This window comes from Spongiibacter nanhainus, from assembly GCF_016132545.1.
In the GTDB taxonomy this organism is placed as follows: Bacteria; Pseudomonadota; Gammaproteobacteria; order Pseudomonadales; family Spongiibacteraceae; genus Spongiibacter; species Spongiibacter nanhainus.
The window spans coordinates 585,001-611,919 of the sequence record NZ_CP066167.1; the positions used below are offsets into that span (position 1 = coordinate 585,001).

General features: G+C 58.0%; 22 protein-coding genes, 1 tRNA gene and 2 rRNA genes (1 of these 25 only partly in view). 15 read left to right on the forward strand and 10 right to left on the reverse strand.

Annotation, left to right across the window (positions count from 1 at the left end; all coding sequences use genetic code 11):
* The 4 genes from I6N98_RS02685 to I6N98_RS02700 all read left to right on the forward strand — a co-directional run.
* Positions 1-18: transfer RNA gene (locus I6N98_RS02685), tRNA-Ala, on the forward strand (it extends 58 nt beyond the left edge of the window).
* Positions 19-268: 250 nt separating this feature from the next.
* Positions 269-3,148, forward strand: a 23S ribosomal RNA gene (locus I6N98_RS02690).
* A gap of 180 nt (positions 3,149-3,328) precedes the next feature.
* Positions 3,329-3,443 (forward strand): 5S ribosomal RNA (gene rrf / locus I6N98_RS02695).
* A 317-nt stretch (positions 3,444-3,760) separates the two neighbouring features.
* Positions 3,761-4,000: a hypothetical protein gene (locus I6N98_RS02700; protein ID WP_198570280.1), complete on the forward strand. Its 240-nt coding sequence runs from the start codon at positions 3,761-3,763 to the stop codon at positions 3,998-4,000.
* 92 nt (positions 4,001-4,092) lie between these two features.
* On the opposite strand, the gene I6N98_RS02705 is transcribed toward I6N98_RS02700, so the two are convergent.
* A complete protein-coding gene (locus I6N98_RS02705; RefSeq protein ID WP_198570281.1) occupies positions 4,093-4,413 on the reverse strand; it encodes a hypothetical protein in 321 nt (106 codons plus the stop codon).
* Between the two features lie 77 nt (positions 4,414-4,490).
* Entirely contained in the window at positions 4,491-6,935 is a 2,445-nt protein-coding gene (locus tag I6N98_RS02710) for a TonB-dependent receptor (protein ID WP_198570282.1), read from the reverse strand.
* 135 nt (positions 6,936-7,070) lie between these two features.
* Between I6N98_RS02710 and I6N98_RS02715 the strand changes: the two genes are divergently transcribed.
* Positions 7,071-7,988, forward strand: coding sequence for a pirin family protein (locus tag I6N98_RS02715; RefSeq protein ID WP_198570283.1), 918 nt, complete (start codon positions 7,071-7,073; stop codon positions 7,986-7,988).
* Positions 7,989-8,000: 12 nt separating this feature from the next.
* Here I6N98_RS02715 and I6N98_RS02720 read toward each other — a convergent pair whose 3' ends face one another.
* Positions 8,001-8,267: an acylphosphatase gene (locus tag I6N98_RS02720; RefSeq protein ID WP_232787525.1), complete on the reverse strand. Its 267-nt coding sequence runs from the start codon at positions 8,265-8,267 to the stop codon at positions 8,001-8,003.
* Positions 8,268-8,370: 103 nt separating this feature from the next.
* Between I6N98_RS02720 and yghU the strand changes: the two genes are divergently transcribed.
* Positions 8,371-9,213 (forward strand): glutathione-dependent disulfide-bond oxidoreductase, encoded by an 843-nt coding sequence (yghU, locus tag I6N98_RS02725; RefSeq protein WP_198570285.1) that lies wholly within the window; start codon positions 8,371-8,373, stop codon positions 9,211-9,213.
* Here the strand turns inward: yghU and I6N98_RS02730 are convergent.
* On the reverse strand, positions 9,206-10,807 hold the full coding sequence (locus I6N98_RS02730) for a GMC family oxidoreductase (RefSeq protein ID WP_198570286.1): 1,602 nt from the start codon (positions 10,805-10,807) through the stop codon (positions 9,206-9,208). The genes yghU and I6N98_RS02730 overlap by 8 nt on opposite strands.
* A gap of 156 nt (positions 10,808-10,963) precedes the next feature.
* Here I6N98_RS02730 and I6N98_RS02735 point away from each other — a divergent pair, with 156 nt between their 5' ends.
* The 3 genes from I6N98_RS02735 (at position 10,964) to I6N98_RS02745 (ending at position 14,942) form a co-directional block, all read left to right on the forward strand.
* A complete protein-coding gene (locus tag I6N98_RS02735) occupies positions 10,964-11,788 on the forward strand; it encodes an alpha/beta hydrolase (RefSeq protein ID WP_198570287.1) in 825 nt (274 codons plus the stop codon).
* An 82-nt stretch (positions 11,789-11,870) separates the two neighbouring features.
* The gene (lon, locus tag I6N98_RS02740; RefSeq protein ID WP_198570288.1) at positions 11,871-14,270 is read left to right on the forward strand and encodes an endopeptidase La; all 2,400 of its coding nucleotides are present in this window, start codon (positions 11,871-11,873) and stop codon (positions 14,268-14,270) included.
* Between the two features lie 96 nt (positions 14,271-14,366).
* On the forward strand, positions 14,367-14,942 hold the full coding sequence (locus I6N98_RS02745) for a Tll0287-like domain-containing protein (RefSeq protein ID WP_198570289.1): 576 nt from the start codon (positions 14,367-14,369) through the stop codon (positions 14,940-14,942).
* A 36-nt stretch (positions 14,943-14,978) separates the two neighbouring features.
* Here the strand turns inward: I6N98_RS02745 and I6N98_RS02750 are convergent, their stop codons facing one another.
* Complete coding sequence (locus tag I6N98_RS02750; RefSeq protein ID WP_198570290.1) at positions 14,979-15,347, reverse strand: hypothetical protein; 369 nt, start codon at positions 15,345-15,347, stop codon at positions 14,979-14,981.
* Positions 15,348-15,378: 31 nt separating this feature from the next.
* The gene (locus I6N98_RS02755) at positions 15,379-16,095 is read right to left on the reverse strand and encodes a class I SAM-dependent methyltransferase (protein ID WP_198570291.1); all 717 of its coding nucleotides are present in this window, start codon (positions 16,093-16,095) and stop codon (positions 15,379-15,381) included.
* A 131-nt stretch (positions 16,096-16,226) separates the two neighbouring features.
* On the opposite strand from I6N98_RS02755, the gene I6N98_RS02760 reads away from it, so the two are divergent.
* The 3 genes from I6N98_RS02760 (at position 16,227) to I6N98_RS02770 (ending at position 18,078) form a co-directional block, all read left to right on the forward strand.
* The gene (locus I6N98_RS02760; protein ID WP_198570292.1) at positions 16,227-16,778 is read left to right on the forward strand and encodes a cupin domain-containing protein; all 552 of its coding nucleotides are present in this window, start codon (positions 16,227-16,229) and stop codon (positions 16,776-16,778) included.
* Between the two features lie 9 nt (positions 16,779-16,787).
* On the forward strand, positions 16,788-17,153 hold the full coding sequence (locus tag I6N98_RS02765) for a PA4575 family protein (RefSeq protein WP_198570293.1): 366 nt from the start codon (positions 16,788-16,790) through the stop codon (positions 17,151-17,153).
* Positions 17,154-17,226: 73 nt separating this feature from the next.
* The gene (locus tag I6N98_RS02770; protein ID WP_198570294.1) at positions 17,227-18,078 is read left to right on the forward strand and encodes a PA4780 family RIO1-like protein kinase; all 852 of its coding nucleotides are present in this window, start codon (positions 17,227-17,229) and stop codon (positions 18,076-18,078) included.
* A 15-nt stretch (positions 18,079-18,093) separates the two neighbouring features.
* Here I6N98_RS02770 and dbpA read toward each other — a convergent pair whose 3' ends face one another.
* Positions 18,094-19,479, reverse strand: coding sequence for an ATP-dependent RNA helicase DbpA (gene dbpA, locus I6N98_RS02775; RefSeq protein ID WP_198570295.1), 1,386 nt, complete (start codon positions 19,477-19,479; stop codon positions 18,094-18,096).
* 278 nt (positions 19,480-19,757) lie between these two features.
* Here dbpA and I6N98_RS02780 point away from each other — a divergent pair, with 278 nt between their 5' ends.
* Positions 19,758-20,786, forward strand: coding sequence for a hypothetical protein (locus I6N98_RS02780; protein ID WP_198570296.1), 1,029 nt, complete (start codon positions 19,758-19,760; stop codon positions 20,784-20,786).
* A gap of 50 nt (positions 20,787-20,836) precedes the next feature.
* On the opposite strand, the gene I6N98_RS02785 is transcribed toward I6N98_RS02780, so the two are convergent.
* Entirely contained in the window at positions 20,837-21,301 is a 465-nt protein-coding gene (locus I6N98_RS02785) for a MerR family transcriptional regulator (RefSeq protein ID WP_198570297.1), read from the reverse strand.
* A 206-nt stretch (positions 21,302-21,507) separates the two neighbouring features.
* On the opposite strand from I6N98_RS02785, the gene I6N98_RS02790 reads away from it, so the two are divergent.
* Positions 21,508-22,740 carry an NADH:flavin oxidoreductase/NADH oxidase family protein gene (locus I6N98_RS02790; RefSeq protein WP_198570298.1) on the forward strand — a complete coding sequence of 411 codons (1,233 nt, stop codon included), beginning with the start codon at positions 21,508-21,510 and terminating at the stop codon, positions 22,738-22,740.
* Here the strand turns inward: I6N98_RS02790 and I6N98_RS02795 are convergent.
* Positions 22,707-23,996, reverse strand: coding sequence for a GGDEF domain-containing response regulator (locus I6N98_RS02795; RefSeq protein ID WP_198570299.1), 1,290 nt, complete (start codon positions 23,994-23,996; stop codon positions 22,707-22,709). The two genes, I6N98_RS02790 and I6N98_RS02795, sit on opposite strands and share 34 nt — an antisense overlap.
* A 268-nt stretch (positions 23,997-24,264) precedes the next feature.
* Between I6N98_RS02795 and mltF the strand changes: the two genes are divergently transcribed.
* The gene (mltF, locus tag I6N98_RS02800) at positions 24,265-25,635 is read left to right on the forward strand and encodes a membrane-bound lytic murein transglycosylase MltF (protein WP_198570300.1); all 1,371 of its coding nucleotides are present in this window, start codon (positions 24,265-24,267) and stop codon (positions 25,633-25,635) included.
* Between the two features lie 34 nt (positions 25,636-25,669).
* Here the strand turns inward: mltF and I6N98_RS02805 are convergent, their stop codons facing one another.
* Positions 25,670-26,809, reverse strand: a complete 1,140-nt coding sequence (locus I6N98_RS02805; RefSeq protein ID WP_198570301.1) for a zinc-binding dehydrogenase — start codon at positions 26,807-26,809, stop codon at positions 25,670-25,672.
* Positions 26,810-26,919 lie beyond the last annotated feature (110 nt).

Genomic DNA, 26,919 nt, shown 5'->3' on the forward strand with positions numbered 1-26,919 from the left:
TCCCGCATAGCTCCACCATTTCTCGTTTAACCCTATCGCTTTCGAACTCAGAAATAAGCCTTTTTACTGAAGTGTGTTGTAGTAAGAGGGTTTGTTTCTGATTTTGACAATCAGATGTTCTTTAACAAGGTAATTAAGCTGAAATATTGAAAACACTGTTTTCTCAAGTGTTGTAACATCCGGCGAAATGTCAAAGATGCTGCAAGTCGCGCGTCTTTGAATCAGTTTCTTGATGGTATAGGTAAAGGTTTCGACTATTTGCTTATATGGTCAAGCGACTAAGCGCATACGGTGGATGCCTTGGCAATTGGAGGCGATGAAGGACGTTGGAGCCTGCGAAAAGTGTGGGGGAGTCGGCAACCAGACTTTGATCCCGCGATGTCCGAATGGGGAAACCCACCCGTCATAAGGCGGGTATCTCTTAACTGAATACATAGGTTTTGAGAGGCGAACCCGGGGAACTGAAACATCTAAGTACCCGGAGGAAAAGAAATCAACCGAGATTCCCTTAGTAGCGGCGAGCGAACGGGGACTAGCCGAGCAGCGACTGATTAGTGGAACGGTCTGGAAAGTCCGGCGATACAGGGTGATAGCCCCGTACACGAAAATCTGAGCTGACGTATTAAGTAGGTCGGGACACGTGATATCTTGACTGAAGATAGGGGGACCATCCTCTAAGGCTAAATACTCCCAATTGACCGATAGTGAACCAGTACCGTGAGGGAAAGGCGAAAAGAACCCCGGAGAGGGGAGTGAAATAGAACCTGAAACCGTATGCGTACAAGCAGTAGGAGCAGACTTGTTCTGTGACTGCGTACCTTTTGTATAATGGGTCAGCGACTTAATGTTTGTAGCGAGCTTAACCGTTTAGGGGAGGCGTAGGGAAACCGAGTCTTAATAGGGCGAATTAGTTGCAGGCATTAGACCCGAACCCCGGTGATCTATCCATGGCCAGGTTGAAGATGCCGTAACAGGCATTGGAGGACCGAACCCACAAATGTTGAAAAATTTGGGGATGAGCTGTGGATCGGAGTGAAAGGCTAATCAAACCGGGAGATAGCTGGTTCTCCTCGAAATCTATTTAGGTAGAGCGTCATGTCTTACCCTGGGGGGTAGAGCACTGTTTGGGCTAGGGGGTCATCCCGACTTACCAAACCCATGCAAACTCCGAATACCCAGGAGTACAATCATGGCAGACACACGGCGGGTGCTAACGTCCGTCGTGGAAAGGGAAACAACCCAGACCGCCAGCTAAGGTCCCAAATGCTAGTTAAGTGGGAAACGATGTGGGAAGGCTTAGACAGCTAGGAGGTTGGCTTAGAAGCAGCCATCCTTTAAAGAAAGCGTAATAGCTCACTAGTCGAGTCGGCCTGCGCGGAAGATGTAACGGGGCTAAATTAGCAACCGAAGCTGCGGATGCACTATGTGCATGGTAGAGGAGCGTTCTGTACGCCTGCGAAGGTGAGTCGAGAGGCTTGCTGGAGGTATCAGAAGTGCGAATGCTGACATGAGTAACGATAAAGGGGGTGAAAAACCCCCTCGCCGGAAGACCAAGGTTTCCTGCCCCATGCTAATCAGGGCAGGGTTAGTCGGCCCCTAAGGTGAGGCTGAAAAGCGTAATCGATGGGAAACGGGTTAATATTCCCGTACTTGTTATTACTGCGATGGAGAGACGGAGTAGGCTAGGCGATCGCGGCGTTGGTTGTCCGCGTTTAAGGTTGTAGGCTGGGGGATTAGGCAAATCCGGTCCCCTAAGGCTGAGAGCTGATGACGAGTCCTCTTTTGGACGAAGTCGTTGATGCCATGCTTCCAAGAAAATCTTCTAAGCTTCAGGTAATAACGAACCGTACCCCAAACCGACACAGGTGGTCAGGTAGAGAATACCAAGGCGCTTGAGAGAACTCGGGTGAAGGAACTAGGCAAAATGGTACCGTAACTTCGGGAGAAGGTACGCCGGCTTGGGTGATGGGACTTGCTCCCTAAGCCTAGGTTGGCCGAAGTGACCAGGTGGCTGCGACTGTTTATCAAAAACATAGCACTCTGCAAACTCGAAAGAGGACGTATAGGGTGTGACGCCTGCCCGGTGCCGGAAGGTTAATTGATGGGGTTAGCTTCGGCGAAGCTCTTGATCGAAGCCCCGGTAAACGGCGGCCGTAACTATAACGGTCCTAAGGTAGCGAAATTCCTTGTCGGGTAAGTTCCGACCTGCACGAATGGCGTAACGATGGCCACGCTGTCTCCACCCGAGACTCAGTGAAATTGAAATCGCTGTTAAGATGCAGTGTACCCGCGGCTAGACGGAAAGACCCCGTGAACCTTTACTATAGCTTCACAGTGGACTCTGATATTACTTGTGTAGGATAGCTGGGAGGCTTTGAAACTGTGGCGCCAGCTGCAGTGGAGCCGACCTTGAAATACCAGCCTGGTACTATTGGGGTTCTAACTCTGGTCCATTATCTGGATCGAGGACATTGTGTGGTGGGTAGTTTGACTGGGGCGGTCTCCTCCCAAAGCGTAACGGAGGAGCACGAAGGTGCGCTAATCATGGTCGGAAATCATGAGGTTAGTGTAATGGCACAAGCGCGCTTAACTGCGAGACTGACAAGTCGAGCAGGTACGAAAGTAGGTCATAGTGATCCGGTGGTTCTGTATGGAAGGGCCATCGCTCAACGGATAAAAGGTACTCCGGGGATAACAGGCTGATACCGCCCAAGAGTTCACATCGACGGCGGTGTTTGGCACCTCGATGTCGGCTCATCACATCCTGGGGCTGAAGCCGGTCCCAAGGGTATGGCTGTTCGCCATTTAAAGTGGTACGCGAGCTGGGTTCAGAACGTCGTGAGACAGTTCGGTCCCTATCTGCCGTGGGCGTTGGAGATTTGAGGAAAGCTGCTCCTAGTACGAGAGGACCGGAGTGGACGAACCTCTGGTGTTCGGGTTGTCACGCCAGTGGCATTGCCCGGTAGCTACGTTCGGACGGGATAACCGCTGAAAGCATCTAAGCGGGAAGCCTCTTCCAAGATAAGATCTCCCTGGGACCTTGAGTCCCCTAAAGAGCCGTTCAAGACTAGGACGTTGATAGGCTGGGTGTGTAAGCGTTGTGAGGCGTTGAGCTAACCAGTACTAATTGCTCGTGAGGCTTGACCATATAATCAAGTGGTTTAGCCTTTATGGATATCACAAGAAACTGCGACGGATGTTGCACGCCGATCCGAGAGGACAGGCAAGAGAAAACAGAGTGTTCAATCAGCTTAATTACCGCCCTATTTGGTTGTGTTTGCGGCCAGTCACTCGACTGTAAGACCCATCGACACGCCAAGCCAGTTTGCCTGGCGACCATAGAGACGTGGAACCACCTGATCCATCCCGAACTCAGAAGTGAAACGCGTCATCGCCGATGGTAGTGTGGGGTTTCCCCATGTGAGAGTAGGTCATCGCCAGGCTTTAATTAAAAACCCGAGGTTCATCTGAGCCTCGGGTTTTTTTATGGCCGCTGGAAGTGATGTCCACTGGGCGATGCCCTACGGCAAGGGCTCGCGCCGATAGCGCTGGGTCCTGCGGACCGTCCTCGCTGCGCGACGACGCTCAAATCGGCGGGGGCCGATTTGTACCCAAAGCACTCGCTTTGCTCGCGGGCCACGCTGAGCTAAATCGGCTATAATCCCGGCGCCCTGATCGGATGCGGTTCTAGGGCGTTCTACTATCTGCCCGAAAATCCGGGCAACACTTAACTGAAATCGATGAGAGTAGGTAAAACACTATGAAAACCATCAAAAAAACAGACAGCTATACCATTTTCCAAAAGCGCAACGGTCGTTACGCGATTCGCGGTGAAGGTCGTCAGTGGGTTAACGCTGAAGAAAAAGTAAAGATCTTGCTGGAAGCGGGTCTGATCAAACTGCCTGAGTCCAAGCCTGCTGAGCCAGAGCCCGCAGAAGAAACTGAAGCAGAAGAAGCAGCTGGCGAAGAAGCCGCTGAAGAAGAGGCGGGCAAAGAATAAGTCCAGCGACTTCGATCAAATAAAAAGGGCGGCCATGGCCGCCCTTTTTCGTTCGCTTGTGTGCGAACGTCGCCAAACTTCTTTAAAAAGCGTTAATCGCTTTCAAGTCGGTTCACGTCGACGTTATCGACACCATTGTCCCGAAGCACCTCCACACTGCGATAAATCATCGCCACCGAGTGTACGGTTCCGGCTAAATTGACGGTGTTGCCGTGAGTTTCGACGGTGATTACACCTTTTAGCTTCTCATCGGCTTGCAGCGTTTCAATAGCTTTCTGCGTCAGTGCCTGCTCTGCAGGAGAGCTGGTGAAGGGCCCAGTTGCCTCAGCCACCATCAAATCTCCGCTGTTTGCCTGCACGGCCACACCGAATAGCAGCAATGTCGCCGCCAAAACAGTTTTTAGGGTATCCATAGTTACAACCTCACAATTAGATGTTCACTGTGTTTACGCCGCAACCTGGCCAAGTGATCACCCGGGCGCTTTGATAATTAGAAATTCCAAGTGGCTTCCAGCCCGTAGCTGCGGGGCTCCCCGGCGATATATTCATCAAAGCCAAAGCTTGCCTGCAGGTTTAAAGCGTAGACGTGATACTCCTTGTCCGCCAGGTTTTTACCCCACAGAGACACGCTATAGCTGCCATCATTGGAATACCAGCCCAGCCGACCGTTAAGCAGCCAGTAGGCATCCTGACGGATTTCGCCGTAGCCATTTTTGTTGTTGTAGGCACTGAACCACTGATCATCCTGATAGCTGGTGTTGCCGTTAATGCTGAGATAGCCACTGTCGGTGATCAGTAGGTCGTAATCGACGGACAGGCTGAAGTTGATTTTTGGTGCAGAGATCAACTCGTTGCCGGACAGGTCAACTTCATCGTCGGGATCGCCCAAAGTCTCGGTATTGGCCAGGCTCAGTTCCGAGTACTCGGTCTCCAGGTAGCCGATGCCGGCCTGAACAGTCAGCCGCTCAGTCAGCCTTGCCCACAGCTCGGCCTCAATACCGGCAATGCTGGAGGCGCCGGCATTTTCCAGAAAATTGGAAATCCCCACGACGTTGATGAATTGTTGGTCAGTGTAATCGTAGTAGAAGGCGGCGGAGTTGAGTCGCACCTGACCGTCGAGCAGATCGGCCTTGGCGCCGATTTCATAGGCGGTGATGTATTCCGGTGCGGCATAAGCTGTTGCCAAGGGCCGTTCAACGTAATAAACGCCACCGTTAAAGCTGCCCGCCCGGTACCCCCGGCTGATGCTGGTGTAGGCCATCCAGGATTCATTAAAACGGTAATCAAGACCAATCTTACCAGTCACTTCCTGTTCTGTGGCTTCCAGCTCTGGTGCCGATGCCCGGGTAAAGGGGCCGTGGGTATAGCCCGCGGAGAGCAGTGCAGCCAGTGACGAGGGGTTGCCGAGCACATCCAGCACCGCATCCACGGAAAGCGGAATGCGCAACCAGCCATTGTCCACGCCGGTGGAGTTGCCGGGCACCCAAGTGCCGACGGGGGTGCCGCCATCGGTGTAACGGGACAGGTTCAGGTAGGGCAGCGTATTCGTGTCTTCGGTGTAGCGCAGACCGATATCCATGCCGAAGTTGGCGGTGAAATCGAAGCGCATCTGGGTGTAGGCGGCAATGCTCTCTTTTTCCGTTGCCATGCGGTGGATAATCTCGCCAACGTCCAACAGGAAGGGCGCGTCGCTGGCGGTGTCCGGCTTGGCAATCAGCACTCGCGGGTCGGGAAGGTCACGAAAAATATAGTAGGTGTTTTGCATGTACAGCTCTTCGTAGCCGTAATACAGGCCGGCGATGATATTGAACATGCCGTCAAACGCCGAGGTAAAGCGCAGGTCCTGGGCATAGCTTTGCGAGTCGGAAGCCCAGATAATCTCCAGCAGGCCAGTGGGACCGCCGTCGGTATCCTGCTCTTGATAATAGTCGGCATCCAGGTAAGAGGTCACCGACGTCAGGGTGTAGGTGTCGGCGTTGTAGTTGACCGTCAACACCCCCAGGTCAGTATGGGTAGTCAGGTCGCCGGATTCATTGGCCTCGGTTTCGTGAAAACCCAGACTGTCGGGTCGATCGTAGCCAGTGTAGTTGATAAAGCCAGTGCCGTTGGGATCCAGCCCCCGGACATCGGTGCGGCCCTCGCCCTTGGGCGTGGTACTGGTGCCATCACTTTTGGCCGAGGACAGTTTAAGCACCGCATCCCAGCGATCGTTAATCAGCCAGTTCAAGGCAAGACGGCCACCGCGGAAATCACTGGCGGCGCCGTTGTTGTTTTGGCCTTTGATTTCCATCCAACCGTCGTGTTTTTTCAGACTGCCGGACACCCGGGCTGCCAGGCTGCCGGGAATCAACTCGGCCTCGGCGGCGCCTTCCAAAGTATGAGAATTAAAATTGCCAATGCCGCCTTTGATGTAGTTGCGGCCCTGGCCGTCAAAGCCGGGGGTGCGGGTGATGATATTGATGGCACCGCCGGTGGTGTTTTTACCGTAAAGAGTGCCTTGCGGCCCGCGCAGTACTTCCAGTCGCTCGACGTCGAAGAAGTTGGCGCCGTGGCTGTAGGTGGGCCCCATATAGGCTTCGTCGACGTATACCCCGATGGGGCTGGCCTGGTTGGAGCTGTAATCAGACATGGACACACCGCGAATGGCGAAGATGGGCTGCACCTCGCCGTAAGCGCCGCTGACCTGCATGTTGGGAACTTGGGCGCCAATGTCGTTGGCATTGTCAAAGCCGAGTTTATCCAGCGCATCGCCGCCGAGGCCGGTCACCGCTACGGGGATGTCCTGGGTGCTTTGGCTGCGTTTCTGGGCGGTAACCAGCACTTCTTCCAGTACTGGCGCTGCCCAAGCAGGGGAGGAAGATAGAGCGGCAGCGAGCAGGGTTAAACGTGAGCACCAGATCGGCAGGCGTCGATCACTACGGGCTTTGGCAGGCATGGATACTTCTCCCAACAGTAAAAAGCCTCAACTATACTCCTGGGGCAGCAGTGCTGAAATGACTGGATAACCACTGTTGCCAGGCAAATGGGCCAATGGCTAAAGCCGCGGTAGTTTAACGGGGTAGGAAGGGCGATGAGTAATCTTGCAGATCAACTGGAACAGGGCTGTGAGACAGTCACGGGCTGTGCGGCGGTAGAGCTGATCCTGACACCTCGGGTGACGGATCTGGGTGGTTTCTCGGTGCGGCGGTTACTGCCTGCTATCGGTAAAAAATTGATCGGTCCCTGGGTGTTTTTCGACCATATGGGGCCGGCCGATTTTACCGCTGGCAGCGGCATCAATGTCGCTCCCCACCCCCATATCGGCATTGCCACCGTGACCTATCTGTTCGAGGGCGAAATCCTCCATCGGGATTCTTTGGGCAGCCTGCAGCCCATCCGGCCCGGTGATATCAACCTGATGGTAGCGGGGAGTGGCATTGTTCACTCGGAGCGGGAACGCCCAGAGATCAGTGCCGAAGATCACCGACTGCACGGCCTGCAACTATGGCTGGCACTCCCCGCGGACCAAGAAGAAACTCCGCCTGCCTTTCACCATTATCCCGGCGCGGAAATTCCCACCGCAGACATCGACGGCGTCCCCGTGCGGGTAATGATGGGCCAGGCCTACGGAGTGACCTCCCCGGTGCACACCTTCTCAGAGACACTGTACTTTGAGGCGCATCTACGTGCTGGCCAGAGTCTGACACTGCCGAATACCGACGAACTTGGCCTTTATGTGGCCGCCGGCGCCGTCAGCCTGGGTGATACCGAGTTGGCGCAGTACAGTATGGCGGTGCTGCAAAGCCCCCGATCAGTGGTGGTGACGGCGCAGCAAGAGACTCGCCTCGCAGGCATCGGTGGTGCTCCCTTGGGCAAGCGGTTTATGGAGTGGAATTTTGTGTCCAGTCGCAAAGAGCGGATCGCACAAGCCAAGGACGACTGGATGGCCGGGCGCTTTACCAAGGTGGTGGGTGACGAAGAGGAGTGGATTCCCCTGCCGGGGCGCTAGATCGAAATGCGCCTAGTCGGTAGGGCGTTGCTCGAACCCTGTCTCGTCGCCGGCGCGACATTCACTGACGTCGACGGCGTCCACCCGCGCTGCAATGGGGCCCTGGTGGCAGGCTTCGATCAATGCGGATACCGCGTCATCAGTGCCCCAGGCCTGGGCTTCCACACTGCCATTGGGACGGTTGCGGACCCAGCCACTCAGGCCCAGCCGCCGAGCCTGCTTGACGGTCCAGTGGCGGTAGCCCACCCCTTGAACCCGCCCGCTGATCTGCAAATGCACTGCTCTCAATTTGATGACTCCAGGGTATTTTGTTGCCGTCCTGTTGTAACGCAGGCGACAGGGTATAGTCTACGTAGCATTAATCTGCAAAGAGGACTCACCTATGTTTGGACTGTTTCGCTACCGGCCACCTAAAGTGTGGCAGTGGGAGAACGAAAGCGGCGGCAAGTTCGCCAGTATCAACCGCCCGGTGTCCGGTGCAACTCACGACAAAGTCCTGCCCCAGGGTGAGCACTCACTACAGCTATACTCCCTGGCCACCCCCAACGGGGTCAAGGTCACCATCTTGTTGGAAGAGCTGCTGGAGTTGGGTATCTCCGCGGCGGAGTACGACGCTTATACGATCAATATCGAAGCCGGCGATCAGTTTGGCAGTGGCTTTGTTGCCATCAACCCCAATTCCAAAATTCCCGCGCTACTGGATGTCGGGGAGACGCCACCCCAGCGGGTCTTTGAGTCCGGCGCTATTCTGCTGTACCTGGCGGAAAAATTTGATGCCTTTTACCCTAAGGATCGACCAACCCGCGCAGCCTGCCAGTCCTGGTTGATGTGGCAGATGGGGAGTGCCCCCTTCCTGGGCGGCGGTTTTGGGCATTTCTACGCCTACGCGCCGGAGAAGTTTCAGTACCCCATCGACCGCTACACCATGGAAGTGAAACGCCAGTTGGACGTGCTGGACAAGCACCTGGCGGATAGCCGCTATTTGTGCGGCGACGAGTACACCATTGCCGATATGGCGACCTACCCCTGGTACGGTGCGCTGGTTTTGGGACGGCTATATGACGCGGCGGAATTCCTCGATGTGCAAAGCTACCGCCACGTTATTCGCTGGGCCAGCGAGATTGACGAGCGGCCGGCGGTGAAACGTGGCCGCCGGGTCAACCGGGTGTGGGGAGATGAAGACAAGCAAATGGCCGAGCGCCACAGCGCGGAGGACTTCAAGTAGACCGGAGCTTTTCCGCCAGGGTTTCAGCAATCATCACCACCGGCGCATGGGTATTGCCGCTGGTGATGGTGGGCATCACTGACGCATCGGCAATGTACAAATTGTCGAACTCCCGCACTCTGAGATCGCTATCGCAGACCGCCATAGCGTCGTCATCGTTGCCCATCTTGCAGGTGCAGCTGGGGTGAAAAATGGTGGTGGCGATATCGCCAGCGGCTTTTGCCAACTCTTCTGCACTTTGCCACTGCGGCCCGGGTTTGATCTCCTCCGGGGAGAAGGCCGCGGCGGCGGGCTGCCGGGCAATCTCTCGGGTGATGGTGATGGATTGGGCGGCGATGGCCCGGTCCGACTCAGTGTTTAAATAGTTGGGATCAATGCGGGGCGCCGCACTGGGATCATCGCTGCGGATGTGGACGGAGCCCCGAGAGCTGGGCCGCAGGTTGCAGATGCTGGCGGTCATGCCGGGAAAGGGGTGCAGCTCAGTGCCCAGTTTATCGGCGCTCATGGGTTGGACGTGGTACTCCAGGTCGGCCCGCGCCAAACTTGGATCAGACTTGAGAAAGGCGCCAAGCTGGCTGGGGGCCATAGACAGCGGCCCCGACTGATTCAGCGCATATTGCAGCCCCATTTTGGCCTTGCCCCACACACTGCCATTGAGGCAATTCAAGGTGGTGGCGTTTTTTACTTTGAATTGCACGCGGATTTGCAGGTGATCCTGAAGGTTGGCGCCGACGCCCTCCAGGCGCCGGCGAAGGGGAACCCCGGCGGCCTTGAGGGCACTCTCGCTGCCAATGCCGCTGCGCTGCAAAATAGCCGGCGTGGCAATGGCGCCGGCAGACAGCAATACCTCACCGTCGCACTGAATTGCCTGGCGCTGCCCATCAATGATCACATCCAGTCCGCTTACCCGCTGCCCGTCCCAGCGCAGTTTATCCACCATCACTCCAGTAACGATGTGCAGATTGGAACGCTGCTTAATGGGGGCGAGAAAAGCCCGCTTGGCCGAAAAGCGCACCCCCCGCTTCTGATTGACGTGAAAGCGGCCGACGCCGTAATTGTCGCCGGTATTAAAGTCCCCGGTGGAGGGAATGCCATAGCTGTTACAGGCCGCTTCCCAGGCATCCAGAATCGGCCAGCGCAGGCGCTGCTCCTCCACCCGCAACTCGCCATCGGCGCCGTGGTAGTCATTGGCGCCAGCGTAGTAATTCTCCGATTTCTTAAAGCGCGGCAGCACTTCCTGCCAGGACCAGCCCGGCAGACCCCAGCTGTCGTAGTCTGCCGCCTGACCCCGCATGTAGATCATGCCGTTGATGGCGCTGCAGCCTCCCAGCACCTTGCCCCGAGGGTAGGGCAGCCGGCGCCCGTTGAGGCCGGGCTGGGGCTCCAGCTCGTAGCACCAGTCGGCCCGGGGATTGCCCATGGCGTAGAGATAACCCACCGGTATATGAAACCAACGCCAGCGGTCGTCACCCCCGGCCTCCAATAACAGTACCCGGCGGCTGGGGTCCTGTGACAGGCGGTTGGCCAGCACGCAGCCGGCGCTGCCTGCGCCGACAATCACGGTATCGAAGCCGTCCAGTGAGGAATGGGGCATTGAGGTCTCTTGGCCAGTCTTGTTATTGATCCCAGCAGTATAGGGCCCGCCTGGGGCCGGGCTCAATCGGGCCGGGGAATCTGGCCGGTAGACTACCGCGTAGAGCATACTATGATGCAAGCACAAGCAAAAAAGCCCGATACCAGGACACCTGCCATGAAGCTCATTTTACTCGTCGCCGGCGTGCTCGCCCTCGTCGCCTGTGCGTCCCTGCGCGGCGGCGAGCCCTACAGTCGCCAAACCGGCGTGGTCTACAAAGAGGTCGATGGCCAGGCATTGGCTGGGGATATCTATCTGCCCAACAAGCCCGGTCTCAAACCGGCTGTGGTGGTGGTACACGGCGGCGGCTGGACCAATCGCAGCGGCGATATGACCGGCATCAGCAAGCGCCTGGCAAAAGCCGGCTTTGTGGTCTACAACATTACCTATCGGCTGGCGCCCGCCCACCGCCACCCCGCCCAGCGCAACGACGTGGCGGACGCTTTGGTCTGGCTGCACGACAATGCTGAGCGATATCAAATCGACCCCCAGCGCATCGGCGGCTGGGGCTACTCGGCGGGGGCCCACCTGATTTTGTTGGCAGGCCTGGATCGGACCTCGCCGCCCATGCTTAACGGCATTGTGGCGGGCGGTACCCCGGCGGACCTGACTGCCTGGCCCAATTCGCCGCTGGTCTACAAACTGATCGGTAAAACCCTGGCAGAGGCCGAATCGCAGTGGTTGGAGGCCTCGCCGGTGAATCACGTCAGCGAGGAGTCGCCACCAGTATTTTTGTATCACGGCGAGTGGGACAAGCTGGTGGAGCCGGAGCAAATGGCCTTTATGGCCGACGCGCTCAGCAAAAAGGGCGTGCCGGTGCAGACTCGCACGGTGTCCTGGCAGGGCCATATTGGCGCCTATTTTTTTGCCGGCTCGGCGGAGCGAGAGGCGGTAGCGTTTTTTAAGGCTCAGGAAACAGGGCAGGACCTCGCCCGGCAGTGAGGTCGCCAGCGTTAACTTGAGTTTACCGACCGGGCCCCAATACATGGAGTAAGTCTATGGCGACAAGGTGGAACCGGTTTTTATGTCCGACGAGCAGCACGACGATATTCTCGATGGCGAGATGATCAATGGTGGTAACGGCGCCGAGCGCAGTACCGGGTTGGTGATTCCCGATTCGGTGTTGCCCTCAACGCTGTATCTGTTGCCTTCGCCCAAGCGCCCTTTCTTCCCTGCCCAAGTGCAACCCATCATGCTCAATATGGAGCAGTGGCAGAGCACCCTGCAGCGGGTGGCGGAAAAATCCGACCGGGTACTGGGCTTGTTATATACCGGCGATAGCGAAACCGTCGACCCCGATAATCTTCCCGAGATTGGCTGTGCCGTGCGGGTGCACCAGGCCCATCAGGAAGAGCAAACCGCGCAGATTGTGGTGCAGGGCCTCAAGCGATTTCGCATCCGCCGCTGGCTGAGTAAATCGCCCCCCTATCTGGTGGAGGTCGACTACCCCGACAACGTTGGTGAGCGGGATAGCGATGAGGTCAAGGCCTACGCCATGGCGGTGATCAAGGCCATTAAAGAATTGCTGGCTATCAACCCGCTGTACAGCGAAGAGCTCAAGCAGTATCTGTCCCGCTTCAGCCCCAACGAACCGTCCCAGCTAGTGGATTTTGCCGCCGCTATTACCACCGCAAAAGGTGACGATCTGCAGGACGTCATGGAGACCCTGCCGCTGATCCGGCGCATGGAAAAAGTGCTGCAGTTGCTGAATCGCGAGCGTGAAGTGGCCGAATTACAGGGCAAAATCAGCTCTCAGGTGAACGAGAGTATCAGCGAAAGTCAGCGCCAGTTTTTCCTTAAAGAACAACTCAAAGTGATCCAGCGGGAGCTGGGTATCTCCAAAGACGATCGCACCGCCGATGCCGAAGAGTTTCGCGAGAACCTCGAAGGCAAAACCCTGCCCGAGGCGGCGCAAAAACGCATCGACGACGAAATCGATAAGCTGGAGGTGCTGGAAAGCGGCTCGCCGGAGTATGCGGTCACCCGCAATTATCTCGATTGGGCCACCCAGTTGCCCTGGGGTGTGTATTCCGAAGACCGTCTCGACCTTAAGCATGCCCGCAAGGTCCTGGCCGAGCATCACTACGGTCTGGATGACGTTAAAGAACGCATCATCGAGTTTTTGGCGGTGGGCAAATTCAAAGGCACCGTTGCCGGCTCAATTGTGCTGTTAGTGGGGCCGCCCGGGGTGGGGAAAACCTCCATCGGTCGTTCCATTGCCGATGCCTTGGGGCGCAAATTCTATCGTTTCAGTCTCGGCGGTATGCGGGATGAAGCGGAGATCAAGGGCCACCGGCGCACCTATATCGGCGCCATGCCCGGCAAGCTGATCCAGGCACTTAAAGATGTCGAGACCGCCAATCCAGTGATCATGCTGGATGAGATCGATAAGCTGGGCAGCTCCTTCCAGGGCGATCCCGCCTCGGCAATGCTGGAGGTGCTGGATCCGGAGCAAAACAGCGAGTTTCTCGATCACTACCTGGACCTGCGCTTTGACCTGTCCAAGGTGTTGTTTGTCTGCACGGCCAACCAGCTGGACAGCATACCCGGTCCGCTACTGGATCGGATGGAAACCATTCGCCTGGCGGGTTATCTCGGCGAGGAAAAACTGGCTATTGCCAAACGCCATCTGTGGCCGCGCCTGTTGAGTCGCAACGGCATCGATAAAAAGCGCCTGACCATCACCACCCCAGCGCTGCGGCATGTCATCGATGGCTACGCCCGGGAGGCCGGGGTACGGGGCCTGGAAAAGCAGCTGGGTCGATTGGTGCGCAAAAGCGCCGTGAAGCTACTGGAAGACGACAGCAGCAAAATCAGTATTGGTCGGGACGATGTCGAAACCATGCTGGGCAAGCCCCTGTTCAAGAAGGAAAAACCCCAGCGGGGCGTGGGCTTGGTCACCGGCCTGGCGTGGACTGCCATGGGCGGCGCCACCCTGGATGTGGAGTGCTCCCGCATTCACACCCTGACCCGTGGCTTCCAGCTTTCCGGGCAGTTAGGGGATGTGATGAAGGAGTCTGCCAATATCGCCTACGGCCATGTGATGTCGAATTTAGAGCGCTTTGGCGCCGAACCGGCCTTCTTTAACGAGTCGATGATTCACCTGCATGTACCCGAGGGGGCCACGCCCAAAGACGGCCCCAGTGCTGGCGTGACTATGGCGACGGCGCTGTTGTCGCTGGCACTAAACAAGGCCCCCAAAGCGGGCTACGCCATGACCGGGGAGTTAACTCTGACTGGCCAGGTGCTGCCTGTCGGCGGTATCCGCGAGAAGGTGATTGCCGCCAAGCGGGTGGGCATCAAGAAATTGATTCTGCCCGAGGACAATCGCCGGGACTACGAGGAGCTGCCGGACTATGTCAGTAAAGGCATGACCGTGCACTTTGCCAGTAGTTTTGACGATGTCCGGGCACTGCTGTTTTAAACGGGTGTTTAGGGGCTTTAACTGATCTGGGTCAAGATCCCGCGCTCGCTGCCACGGCAGTATAGGAGCGGTATTGGTGACCCCGGAGGAACCGCCATGGCCAGGACATTTTCCGCACTGCTAGCCGCCGCCCTGGTGGCGGCGCCTATTGCGACCGGTATCGCCACTGCATCCGAGGATGATCATCTGGCGCAAAGTCGTGCCATCGCCATGCGTTTTGGCGGCGAGCTTAAAGGTCATTTGCAAAAAGCGATGGCCAGCGGTGGGCCGGTAGCGGCCATCAGTGTTTGTAAGGACACCGCGCCGGCCATTGCCCGTCAGCTGAGTCAGGAGTTCAACGCGGCGGTAAACCGTGTCAGCCTCAAGCCCCGAAACCCCAACGGCGCGCCGGACCCTTGGCAGCAGCGGGTGCTGGAACAATTTGATCAACAAAACGCCGACGGTGTGCCGGTGGCTGCATTGGAACGGCTCGATACCGCCGACGATGGCAGTGCCCGCTACCTCAAGGCCATTCCAGCTCAAGCCATGTGCCTGATGTGCCTCGGTGAGCAGTTGGCACCGGAGGTCGCGGCGGCCTTGCAAGAGCACTACCCCGACGATGTCGCCGTTGGCTATCAGGCGGGAGAAATTCGCGGGGCCTTTAGTATTGATTGGCCGGCGTCAGGAGAATAATCATTGCCCCTGACGCCGGGATTGTGCCGGGCGGTATTACAGCGGGCCGCCAAAGCGGTTTTCTGCCCGGACCCGTAAACCATCCGGATCGCTGTCGCTCTCGTCCGGCACCCAGGGGGACAGGCACGCCCGATCCGTCACACAGGGATCAGTCATACTCTCCAGGAAGGCCACCAAAAAAGCCACTTCGTCATCGCTGAGCTCGATGTTTTCCGGAAACAGGGAAGTGCCCGCCTGCCGCAATGCATCGAGTTGATCCAGTGCCAGCCCGGTATTCACCGACAGGTTGTCAGTTTGAATGTTTGCGTCCAGCTTGTTGTAGTCAAAGCTCTGCATGGCCTCCCGGGGCCCAGTGTAGTGTCGAACCACTTCCTCCAAGGTCAGATAGGAGCCGACATCGATCATTGACGCAGAATCACACCATGGTGACAGCCGCTCACTCATCGCGGGGTTTAATAGCTGGCTGGCAGACCCGGCAATTGGGGTCGCTGTCGCCGCCACCGGACTCTACGTAGCGGACCTTGTGCACCGCGCCACCCCGGTGACTGGAGACTTGATAACGGCGTGCGGGATTCACCGCGACCACCTGTACTACCGCAGCACGGCCAGTGTGGAATGTCCCTTCAACAACGTCCCGTTCCAGCTCTTTCAGGTGTTCAAACTCCAGGCCCTGCAGCTCGTCCTGTAAGGTGCGTTTATCCATTAACAGGGTGATGTCGCCGGGGCCGCCGGTGCCAAATTTCAATTGCCTGGGGGTATAGGCCTCCAGAAGAAAGACCCCGCCGCGCTTCAGTGCCTGAGGGACTTGTTGGTGAACCCGCTGTCGGACGGCAGGCGGGAGGTGACAGAAGATGGCGACGATGCCATCCCATTGCGTGCTCCCCAAATCATACTCGGCCAGGTCGGCGTGCACGCAGTGGATGGTGACGCCGTGTTTCTGTGCCAGCCGCTGGGCCTTGTTCAGTCCCACGTCGGAAGCGTCCACGGCGGTGACCTGGTAACCCTGACGAGCGAGGAAAACCGCATTGCGGCCTTCGCCTTCCGCCAGACACAGCACCTTTCCCTTGGGAATGCGGCTGTAATGCCGAGCGAGAAAGTCGTTGGGCGATTCGCCATAAACATAGTCTGGGGTGTTGTAACGATCATTCCACATAGTGTCGCCGAAGCATCGCAACGGGAGATAACTAAAGCATAGCGCAAATCAGCCGGTCGATATTTGAAAGGCAGCGTTTTTGTGTAATAAATACCGCTGCATTCAACGAGGACGAGACAGTGACAAACCGGATGACACCTCTTCTGCTGGCGACGCTGTGCGCACTGCCGCTGACAGCTTTGGGGCACGACAATAAAGTGTCCCATGCCGATGCGCTTGTTGCCGTGCCTTTCCCCGGTCACGCCACCTACCATTTGGCGGGCAAGGCGGATAGCCCTGCTGGTACTGCCATCATGGAGGTAGTGGTAGCGCCCCGCTCATTCGGCGCGCCGCCCCACAGCCACAGTCGGGAGGATGAATACTTCTACGTTCTGGAGGGCGAGATCACAGTGTTGGATGGCGAGCAAACCCGCAGCGCGGGCCCCGGCTCGCTGATCGTGTTGCCCCGCAACAACCTGCACGGCTTTTGGAACGCTGGAGAAGTGCCAACGCGAATGTTATTGATGGTGTCACCGGGAGATTTCGCCTCGTTTTTTGACGACGTGGTCGCCGAAATACGGGCCACGAATCCCGACAACCCGGACCTGGTGGGCAAGCTGATTGCCGACAAAGCCGCCGAGTACGCGGTGACGGTGCAGCCGGAAAAGCTCCCCGCCTCAGCCAGGGCGTACCTGCCCAAATAAGGAGGCCCGATGTTTTTGCGCTACCTGGACGCCGCCCCCCAGGGCGAAGCGCTGGTACTACGCAATGCCACCAGCTGGCGGGTTGAGCTGCTGGTGCTCAACAACAATGACGATAGCTGCAGCCTGGTGGCTCTGTCTGGTCACGACGGGGCAGGGGCTGAAAAGGTCAAGCTTCAGGGCCCTTACCAGCACCGGGACGTGGCCCTGGCGGCCCGCTCGGCGGTAGCGGCGCAGTTGTTGGAGTCGGGCTTTGCCATTGATGAAGACGCGCTCTCCCAGTGGCGGGTGATGGCCCAGCGTTATATTAAAGAGCTTCGCGCGCGGCGGGCGCTACACACACCGGACTGCAGTTTTGATCCCAAGGATGTGCTGTGATGGAGTGTCCGCCTGTTGCAGTCCCTTACAAAGAATTGCTGAGTTTCCGGCGACTTTGCCGTATAAGGCTGTAATGAAAATACCCAAACGCCTCGCCCCCTTAATTGAAGACGGCCTGATCGATGCTGTGCAGCGACAATTGCTGAGCGGCAAAGAGGCCACCGTGTATGTGGTGCGCTGCGGCAATGAACTGCGCTGTGCCAAGGTTTACAAAGACGTCGCCCAACGCAGTTTCAAGCAGGCGGTGGAGTATCGGGAGGGGCGCAAGGGCCGCAACAGCCGTCGCTCCCGGGCGATGGAAAAAGGCTCCCGCTTCGGGCGCAAAGAGCTTGAGAGCAGCTGGCACAACGCCGAGGTAGACGCCCTGTATCGGCTGGCGGCCGCTGATGTGCGGGTCCCCAAGCCCTACGGCTGCTTTGACGGCGTGCTGTTGATGGAGCTGGTCACTGACGACGACGGCGATGTGGCGCCGCGACTCAATGATGTGGCGCTATCGGCAGAGGTGGCCCGTGAAGGCCATGCTTTGATGATGGGCTACGCGGTGAGGATGCTCTGCGCCGGGCTGGTACACGGTGATTTGTCTGAATTTAATGTACTGATGGACGGCGATGGGCCGGTGATTATCGACCTGCCCCAGGCGGTGGATGCGGCGGCCAACAACCACGCTGAAAGCCTGTTCAAGCGGGACGTCAACAACATGACCCGCTACTACGGCCAGTTCGCGCCAGAGCTGCTTTCGACTGACTACGCCAATGAGATCTGGGACCTGTATGAGGCCGGTGAGCTGAGCCCCGATACCCCACTAACGGGCCAATTTGAGCACACAGCGGAAAGTGCCGACGTCGATGCGGTGATGGCGGAAATCAACGCCGCCTTTGACGAAGAGCAGGAGCGATTGCAGCGCATTCGCGGCGACGACGACTAGCGAGTCGGTGGCCGCTCAGGCAATCCGCCGCAGCCGAAAACGCCGGCCCTTGAGTTTTCCTTCGGACAACTTTTTAAATGCGCGTTTGGCGTCTTTTTGGGCCACTGCCAGATAACTGCGATTGTCGAATATCTGAATCTTCCCCACGGCCTTGCCATCGATACCGCCCTCGCCGGTAAGGGCGCCGAGGATATCTCCGGGGCGCAGTTTCTGCTTTTTGCCACCGTCGATCTGAAAGGTCACCATCGGCGGTGTCGGAGGCTCCTTCTGTAGTGCGGCCCGGCCCGGTAATGGCAGAGCGTCGGTGATGGGGTCTACATCCACATTGAGCGCTGCCAGTTTGTGGGCTTCCCGGTCGCTGAACAGGGTCAGCGCCAGCCCGCTGCTACCGGCCCGGCCAGTGCGACCCACCCGGTGCACATGCACCTCGGGGTCGTGGGCCACCTGGTAATTCACCACCAGGGCCACCTTGTCGATATCCAGCCCCCGGGCAGCGACGTCGGTGGCCACTAAGACGGTGGTGCTTTTGTTGGCAAAGCGCACCAGCATCTCGTCCCGTTCCCGCTGCTCCAAATCGCCATGCAGAGCCAGTACACTAAAGCCCCAGCCCCGCAATTGCTCGTCCACGGTTTTCACTTCCTGGCGGGTATTGCAAAACACCACCGCAGACTCGGGCTGTTGTTCCAGCAACAGCAGCCGCAGTGCCTCTCGCCGTTGCTCGTTGCTGTCTACCCGGTAGAAATGTTGTGGAATCGTCTGCTCGTCGTGGCTGCTATCCACTTTGACCATGGCCGGATCCCGCAGTACCCGTTTGGCCATACTCTCAATAGCATCGGGGTAGGTGGCACTAAACAATAGTGTCTGTCGCTTGGCGGGTAGCCAGTCGACGATTTTGTTGAGGGTCTCCTCAAAGCCCATATCCAGCATGCGGTCGGCTTCGTCCAACACAAAACTGCTGATGTGTTTGGCCTTCAGCGAGCCCTTGCGCAGATGCTCCTCCACCCGGCCGGGGGTGCCGACGATAATATGGGCGCCGTGTTCCAAAGAGCCCAACTGCGGGCCAAAGGCAGTGCCGCCGCACAGGGTCAGCACCTTGATATTGTGAATGGCCCGGGCCAGACGGCGAATCTCCACCGCCACCTGATCGGCCAGCTCGCGGGTAGGGCACAGCACCAGAGACTGCACCCGGAACAGTTTTACATCCAATCGGTTTAACAGCCCCAGGCCAAAGGCTGCGGTCTTGCCGGAGCCGGTCTTGGCCTGGGCGATCACATCCCGGCCGGCCAGCACCAGCGGCAGGCTCTGGGCCTGGATGGGGGTCGTGCTGGTGTAGTCCAGGGAGCGCAAATTCTCAATTAACTCGGGGCGCAGGGGCAGGGAGCTAAAGGCCTTGTCAGACATGGCGTTGTCCCCATACATCGTCAGAGAAGGGGTAATCGGCGGGGTGGTACATAACACTATCCTTGGGCAAGCGGAGTGACACATCGGCGTTGCCTCTCACGGGCCGCCATGTTACCAGCCTGGGCCGCTAACGCTCGTAAAAACTGCGGTAGTCTGCCCCAATCATCGGCAATGGCGTGCTGGCAGTCCGATGACAACAAAGTCTTGACCTTAAAGTGAGGTTTAATCTTAGCCTTGTCGCCACTGTTAAATCATCACCGCAACAGAGGTTAAAGATTATGGCAATCCGCGCACTGTTAGTCGTTTTGTCTTTTGTTGTACAACTGGCCTATGCCGATGACGAGGTCAGCCGCGAGTCGTTGCTCGATTATGAACCCGGTGCCGGTAAAACCAGCACCGTGATTGATATTGCCGGCCACGATGTGCCGGTAGTGACGGGTGGGCTCTACCACCGCTATCGCTCCAATCCGCCATTGGAGGTGATCGCCCAGCAGGCTCCGGATACCGATTTGAGCTGGTTCAACACCTTGACCAAGACCGAGGTCGATATCGGCTTTACATCGTGGTCGCCCAACTTCTATTACGACAATAGCCGGATCAGCGTTATTTATACCGCCGACCTGGACCGGCTGCGGGCGCTGATGCCCGAAGCGATTCTCGAGCGGGTGCAACCCCTGTCAATCTGGCCGGGACGAGGGTTAATCGTGCTGACCGCCTATGCCTACCACCACTGCGACAACGACCGCTACAACGAGCTGGCAATCTCCATCGTGACCAATAAGCCAGGTAGCACCAACCTGGGCCCCCTGACCCTGGCTGGGCAGGCGCTGGGTAAGGATTTTTGGGGCTATGTGCTCAAGCTGCCGGTGAATACCGAGTTGGCTCGGGTGCGAGGTGTGGTGGGCTACAACCTGCCCAAGTGGCTAACCCGCATTGATTATAAGGATACAGGCAGTGAGTTGCGCTTTGAGATTGGTGACGGCGAAGGCGGCACTGAATTGGTGTTAGAGGGGGCCAAGCTGGACGCGGTTTCTACAGAGGACAGCGTGGTTCGAAACAGCTTTACCAACCTGGGTAGCAACGGCGAGCTAGAGTTTGGCTATGCAGACTCACGACAGTTGCGCCACGGCAGCAGTAGCGATTCGGCGGACGTCAGTTTGCAGTTGGGGGGTGGTGAGCTGTCTGAGTTTATTCAGTCTCTCAAGCTGGGCAAGATGATTCGCTACGAGTACGTGCCGGAGTTTCAGAGTGCCCTGTATGCGCCCCAACCCTTGGCGGCATTGCTGGGAGAAGAGGGCGGCCACTAGCGCCGGCCCACCCCCACCTTCCACAAAACGAGCTACCAAGGGCGCCGCGATCAGGCTTTGCGGCGCGCCGTTTTCCCCGGACGCTGTTTGCCGGTTATGGGAGCATCGCCCTCCAGACCGAGGTTGGACAGCACCCGCTGGGCGTTGCTGGCGCAGCTCATGTCGTCGGGTTTGGCCTCGATCTGGGCCAGGATATCGAGAATGGTTTTCTTACTTTGCTCTAACTGTGCCTGCAGGGCTTCAATACTGCGGACTTTATCCCGCAGCGCCTGGTCCAGGGTGTCGTGCTCCCATTGACTGAGATCCGGCGGCATCAGTGTGCGCAGCTCGTCGAGGCTAAACCCAGCGTCCTGGGCGGACTTGATCAGATTGAGCACCAGGACCGCCTCGGGGGGATACATCCGGTAGCCATTGGCCTGACGCTCTACCAGTTGCAGCAAGCCCATGCGCTCATAAAAGCGTATCCGCGACGCGGCCAGCCCGGTGCGCTCAGCTAATTCTCCGATTTTCATCATAGCGGGTGTCTCCCTGGTCTAGCGGAATAGATGGCGGTGCAAATGAGGCACAGCGGTTCCGCATCCTGCATTCTAAGCTTAAACCCAAGTTTAAGGTCAATGTCGGCTCTCGCTATCCCGCCTACCGGAAAAATCTGCCAAAAGAGCTTGACCTTAAACTTAACTTTAATCTTATCGTTAAGCCTCAGCTTTGGAGGATAATTGCGATGACACTCTTTGACACATTGACGCTACCCAATGGCGCCCTGCTGCCCAACCGCATTGCAAAGGCCGCCATGGAGGAAAACATGGCCGGTGGTGATATGGCGCCGTCCCGGCCACTGCTGACTCTCTACGAAGCCTGGGCCAAAGGCGGAGCCGGCTTGCTGATCACCGGCAATGTCATGGTGGACCGGCGCGCCATGACCGGCCCCGGCGGCGTAGTGTTGGAGGACGACAGCCAGCTGGAGGCCTTCCGGGAGTGGGCCACCCTTGGCCGTTCTCGCGGCGGTCAAATCTGGATGCAGATCAACCATCCCGGCCGGCAGATGCAAAACAATTTGGGGCAAGAGACCTGGGCCCCGTCGGCAGTGCCGGTGGACTTGGGTAACCTGTCCAAGCGCTTCGATACCCCCAAAGCGATGACGGCGGACAACATCGCCGAGGTGATTGCCCGCTTTGTGCGCACCGCCGAGCTGGCGGAGCAGGCTGGCTTCAACGGCGTCGAGATCCACGCTGCTCATGGCTATTTGCTCAGCCAGTTCTTGTCGCCATTGACCAATCAACGCAGTGACGCCTGGGGCGGCTCGTTGGAGAACCGCGCCCGCCTGCTGGTGGAGATTGTCAAAGGCGTGCGGGCGGTGGTGTCGCCCGGCTTTGCGGTGGCGGTTAAACTCAACTCGGCAGACTTCCAGCGCGGCGGCTTCAGCCTTGACGATGCCCGCCAGGTGGTGAGCATGCTCAACAACCTGTCGGTGGATCTGGTGGAGTTATCCGGTGGCAGCTACGAGGCGCCAGCCATGCACGGCCGCTCCCGGGACGAGCGCACCTTGGCTCGGGAGGCCTACTTTTTGGAGTTCGCCAAAGATATTCAGGCGGTGGCTGCTATGCCCATTATGATTACCGGTGGCATTCGCCGTCGCCAGGTGGCCGAGCAGGTGGTGGACAGTGGCGTGGACATGGTGGGCATTGCCACCGCGCTGGCCATTGCCCCCGATCTGCCCAATGACTGGCGCAGCGGCAAAGACACCGCCCCGGCCCTCAAACCCATCACTTGGAGCAACAAGGCGCTGGCATCGCTGGCCTACATGGCGGTGGTGAAGTTTCAACTGGCCAAGCTCAGTGTCGGCAAGCGAGTTAATCCAGGGGTGTCACCGCTGTGGGCAGTGGTGAAAAGTCAGCTTAAAGATGCCCGCCAAACCCGCCGCTACCGGCGCCGAGTTGAGGCCGACGCCGCCTGAGACTCAGTGGCGTCGCTATCGCTGACCACGCGGTTGCGGCCCTGCTCTTTGGCTTGATAGAGATTGGCGTCGGCGGCGCTGATCAGGGCGTCCAGAGACTCGCTGACGCTGCTGGCATAGCCAATACTCACCTGAAAGGAGAAATGGTGCCCATCCTGACTGACCGGGCTTTGCGATACACGCTCGCGAAAGGCATCCAGCTTATGCCGCGTGGTATCCGGGTCGTCGCAGATCAGCAGGCAGAACTCCTCGCCGCCAAAGCGGGCCACTAAGCTGTCGCTGAACTCGGTGCTGAGCATGGCGGCGAGGTGGCGCAGGGCAATGTCGCCGGCATCGTGGCCGTACTGGTCGTTGATGCGCTTGAAGTAGTCGATATCCAGCATGGCCACCCCCACCGGCTTCTGCTGGAACACGGTCTGATGAAACAGCGGGCGCCCGGTAATGAAAAAATGCCGGCGGTTATACAGTTTGGTCAGGTAGTCCCGGTTGGCGGCATCGCGGATTTCGGCGATCTGATCCAGGTAGTCGAGGTTTTGGTTCACCCGGCACAGCAGTTCTTCGTAACTGAAAGGCTTGCTGATAAAGTCATTGGCGCCGCTTTTAAGAAAGTGCGCCGACAGCCGCCCCTCGCCGGAGCTGGACAGCCCAATAATCGCCAGTTGATCCTTATGCTGGCGGGCCCGTAGTTGCAGTATCAACTCAAAGCCATCCATCACCGGCATGTTGTAATCGGTCAGCACCAGTTTGATGTCGGGGTGTTCGCCAATGCGCTGCAGGGCCTCGGCGCCATTGGTGGCGGTGATCACCTTCAGGCACTGGATATTCAGGTAGCGGGTCAGCATCGACAATACCGAGGGCGAGTCATCCACCACCAGCACTTTGGTGTTGCGGTTGAGGTGGACCCGCTTTACCAGACCGGCCACATATTCATAGGCGCTGATATTCTTTTTCAGCACATAGTCCACCACGCCCAGATCCACCATTTTGGTGCGCAGCTCTTCGCCAAAGTAGCCGGTGAGTACGATGACGGGGATGGAGAGCGATTGCAGCACCGGCACAATTTCGCCGTTGGGAGCGTCGGGCAGATTCAGGTCCACTAGCGCTACGGAAAAGCCCTCGGGGTCCTCTTGGGCTCGGGAGCGGGCTTCAGTGCCATTGGCGGTGACGACCACCTCAAAACCGGGAATATCCTCAATCATGGCCTTGGCCATGCTGGCCAGAGAGCGGTTGTCTTCTACGACTAAAACCTTTGGCATCCTGCGGGTCGCCCCAATTTGCACATCTTATAATCTTTGTGATTCTAACGAGATGATTTGTTCAGTGTGATCAGTATTGGCCCTTATGACACGTTGCGGCTGACTGCGCGAAGCTATACGGTCATAGACAGCCCTGTTTGTTGCTTAAGGCGCAAATAGGGGGCTCCAGGCCTGCCAGGTGATCTGCAACGGACGGCTGGGCAGTAGAAGAACGACAAGAGGATACAAGAGGATAAAAGAAAACAGCAAAAGAAGAGGGGACAGCAAAGTGAAAGCCTATCTTAATTTCGCGACTGCCGTGTTGATACTCTTGGGTTTAGGGGCCTGTGGCCAGGACCCCGCCGGCAGCGGCGATACGTCGGTTCGAAGTCTGGCGGACATTAAAGCCGCCGGTGAGCTGCGGGTGCTGAGCCGCAATGCCCCCACCACCTATTTTCTGGATAAAAACGGCCAGCCCGCCGGGCCGGAGTATGAGCTGGTCAAGGCCTTTGCCGACTCGCTGGGGGTAGAGCTGCGGCTGATTGTGCAGGATACCGTTGGCGATATTCTCAGCGGCGTATCGCAGGGCAAAGGCGATCTGGCGGCGGCGGGGCTGACCCAGACCGAGGGGCGCAAAGCGGCATTCACCTTTAGCCGTCGCATCGAGACCATCAACGAGCAGGTGGTGTGTCGCCGGGGCGGCAATGTCGCCAAGTCCGTGGCGGCGCTGGGCAAGGTCTCGCTGGAAGTGCCGCAAAAAAGCAGCTACGAAGAATCCCTGACCGCGCTACAAAGTACCCATCCTGAAATCACCTGGAAGAGCAACCCCAATACCGGCACCGAGCCATTGCTGCAAAAGGTCTGGGAGGGCAAGTTGGACTGCACTGTGGCAGACTCCAACATCGTGGCCATCAACCGCCGCTTTCTCCCAGAGCTGATCGTGATGTTCGACCTGGGCAGCCCCAAGGATCACGCCTGGCTGATGGCCAAAGACCAGTCCGAGCTAAAAGCTGAAGTCGACCGCTGGATGGCCAGTGATGCCGGCAAGGCGGCGGTGGATAGAGTCCACTACCGCTACTACAGCTTTATCGAGGACTTCGACTTTGTCGGCACCCGGGCGCTGGTAGAGCGCATCGACAAACGCCTGCCTAAGTACAAAAGCCTGTTCGAGAAAGCCGCCGCCAAGCATCCCTTTGATCACACCCTGCTTGCCGCTCAGGCCTATCAGGAGTCCCACTGGGAGGCCGATGCCAAAAGCCCCAGTGGTGTGCGGGGCATAATGATGCTGACGCAAAATACCGCTAAGTCTTTGGGGGTCACCAATCGCCTCGACCCCAGACAGGCGATCCCCGCCGGCGCCGAGTATTTATCGAAAATGCATAGCAGGTTCAGCGACGAAATCCCCGAGCCTGACCGCACCTATATGGCATTGGCGGCCTACAACCTGGGCCGCGCCCATATGCACGACGCCCAAACCCTGGCCAGAAAGCTGGGCAAAGACCCCCATAGCTGGGAAGACATGCAAGAGGTGCTGCCGCTGCTCTCCGACAAGCGCTACTACAAAGACCTGCGCTACGGCTACGCGCGGGGCATGGAGCCGGTGCGCTATGTGCAGCGGATTCGGAACTATGAGGATATTATCGAGAAAAAAGTGGACTGACCGACGCCGCAGCCAGCCCTTTGTGCAATGCTGGCTAACGCTGCGGAGTAATCAGGTATTTTTTACCGGTAGCCTGCTGGCTGTATTGGGCCACCACATCAGCCTGCAGTGCTTCAATTAGCGAGATTTCGTCGCTGTAGTGGCTGGCAAAGGTGGTGGTGAGTTCGTCGGCGACCCGCTGGCGCAACTGGGCGCTTTTCTCTGCGCCGGCCTTGGTCATATAAGGAATCAGCAGCCAGCTGTTGATGCCCCAGCTAAAACCGAAGTTGCGGTGAATCACCGTAGGTGACAGGTCGAGGCTGCCGTAAATATACAACTGCTTAAAGGTATCCGAGCCATAGGGGCCGGGCAGAGCTGTGCCCTTCAGAGCCGCCTTTTCCATTGCCGTCATAATGCGGCTGCCCAGCTCGCCGCCGCCAATGGCGTCAAAGGCCACATAGGCCTGGGTGGCCTCAATCGCCGCCGCCAACTCACCATCAAAACCCTCGGCACTGGAATCCAGCACATAGCGGGCACCTTGGGATTTCAGCAGCTCCACCTGCTCCTGCTTGCGGACGATATTGATCAGGTCGATGCCGTCTTTCAGGCAAATGCGGTTAAGCATCTGCCCCAAATTAGAGGCCGCGGCGGTGTGCACTATGGCCTTAAAGCCCTCGGTGCGCATGGTGTCGACAAAGCCCAGTGCGGTCAGGGGGTTAACAAAGCAGGAGGCGCCTTGTTTAGCGGTGGTGCCCTCATTCAAAGGCAAACACTGGCTGATGTGTACCTTGCGGTACTGGCAGTACAGCGAGCCATCCATCACCGCCACTGTCTTGCCCAACAGCGCCTGAGCGGCGTCGCTGGGCCCCGCGGCAACCACCGTGCCGGCGCCTTCATTGCCCGCCGCCAGCGGCTTGCCAACCCGGGGTTTAACCCGGTTCTCTAGTCCAGGGCGAATTTTGGCGGTGTAGACGGTATCGACACCACTGCCTGTGGTCTCGCCGGTGCTGACATCGGCTGGCGCGATCAAGGTGGCCTGGTCGGAGGGGTTTAGGGGGGTGGCTTCAATCTGGACCACCACCTCGTCGGCGCCCGGTTCGGGGACGGGGGCTTCGCGGAGGAAGAGTTTTAGGTGGCCGTCGTCGGTGACCAGGGAGCGGAGTTCCAGGCCTGATTGGGGGTGTGAGTTAGACATGGGGTCCTCTTTATTTTTAATGGCGTTGGTAGCGAGGCTGCGCTTATGTGGGTGGCGGGTCAAGGGTTTGCCACGTTGAGGGGAAGTCGATAGGGCAATCACCCTTTTCG

Excerpts from the sequence above, each read along its gene's own strand:
- I6N98_RS02700 (WP_198570280.1), top strand. The coding sequence starts at position 3,761 with ATGAAAACCATCAAAAAAACAGACAGCTATACCATTTTCCAAAAGCGC.
- I6N98_RS02780 (WP_198570296.1), top strand. The coding sequence starts at position 19,758 with ATGGCAATCCGCGCACTGTTAGTCGTTTTGTCTTTTGTTGTACAACTG.
- I6N98_RS02715 (WP_198570283.1), top strand. The coding sequence starts at position 7,071 with ATGAGTAATCTTGCAGATCAACTGGAACAGGGCTGTGAGACAGTCACG.
- I6N98_RS02765 (WP_198570293.1), top strand. The coding sequence starts at position 16,788 with ATGTTTTTGCGCTACCTGGACGCCGCCCCCCAGGGCGAAGCGCTGGTA.
- I6N98_RS02735 (WP_198570287.1), top strand. The coding sequence starts at position 10,964 with ATGAAGCTCATTTTACTCGTCGCCGGCGTGCTCGCCCTCGTCGCCTGT.
- lon (WP_198570288.1), top strand. The coding sequence starts at position 11,871 with ATGTCCGACGAGCAGCACGACGATATTCTCGATGGCGAGATGATCAAT.
- I6N98_RS02755 (WP_198570291.1), bottom strand. The coding sequence starts at position 16,095 with ATGTGGAATGATCGTTACAACACCCCAGACTATGTTTATGGCGAATCG.
- dbpA (WP_198570295.1), bottom strand. The coding sequence starts at position 19,479 with ATGTCTGACAAGGCCTTTAGCTCCCTGCCCCTGCGCCCCGAGTTAATT.
- I6N98_RS02760 (WP_198570292.1), top strand. The coding sequence starts at position 16,227 with ATGACACCTCTTCTGCTGGCGACGCTGTGCGCACTGCCGCTGACAGCT.
- I6N98_RS02790 (WP_198570298.1), top strand. The coding sequence starts at position 21,508 with ATGACACTCTTTGACACATTGACGCTACCCAATGGCGCCCTGCTGCCC.
- I6N98_RS02705 (WP_198570281.1), bottom strand. The coding sequence starts at position 4,413 with ATGGATACCCTAAAAACTGTTTTGGCGGCGACATTGCTGCTATTCGGT.
- I6N98_RS02710 (WP_198570282.1), bottom strand. The coding sequence starts at position 6,935 with ATGCCTGCCAAAGCCCGTAGTGATCGACGCCTGCCGATCTGGTGCTCA.
- I6N98_RS02745 (WP_198570289.1), top strand. The coding sequence starts at position 14,367 with ATGGCCAGGACATTTTCCGCACTGCTAGCCGCCGCCCTGGTGGCGGCG.
- I6N98_RS02785 (WP_198570297.1), bottom strand. The coding sequence starts at position 21,301 with ATGATGAAAATCGGAGAATTAGCTGAGCGCACCGGGCTGGCCGCGTCG.
- I6N98_RS02805 (WP_198570301.1), bottom strand. The coding sequence starts at position 26,809 with ATGTCTAACTCACACCCCCAATCAGGCCTGGAACTCCGCTCCCTGGTC.
- yghU (WP_198570285.1), top strand. The coding sequence starts at position 8,371 with ATGTTTGGACTGTTTCGCTACCGGCCACCTAAAGTGTGGCAGTGGGAG.
- I6N98_RS02770 (WP_198570294.1), top strand. The coding sequence starts at position 17,227 with ATGAAAATACCCAAACGCCTCGCCCCCTTAATTGAAGACGGCCTGATC.
- I6N98_RS02730 (WP_198570286.1), bottom strand. The coding sequence starts at position 10,807 with ATGCCCCATTCCTCACTGGACGGCTTCGATACCGTGATTGTCGGCGCA.
- I6N98_RS02750 (WP_198570290.1), bottom strand. The coding sequence starts at position 15,347 with ATGATCGATGTCGGCTCCTATCTGACCTTGGAGGAAGTGGTTCGACAC.
- I6N98_RS02795 (WP_198570299.1), bottom strand. The coding sequence starts at position 23,996 with ATGCCAAAGGTTTTAGTCGTAGAAGACAACCGCTCTCTGGCCAGCATG.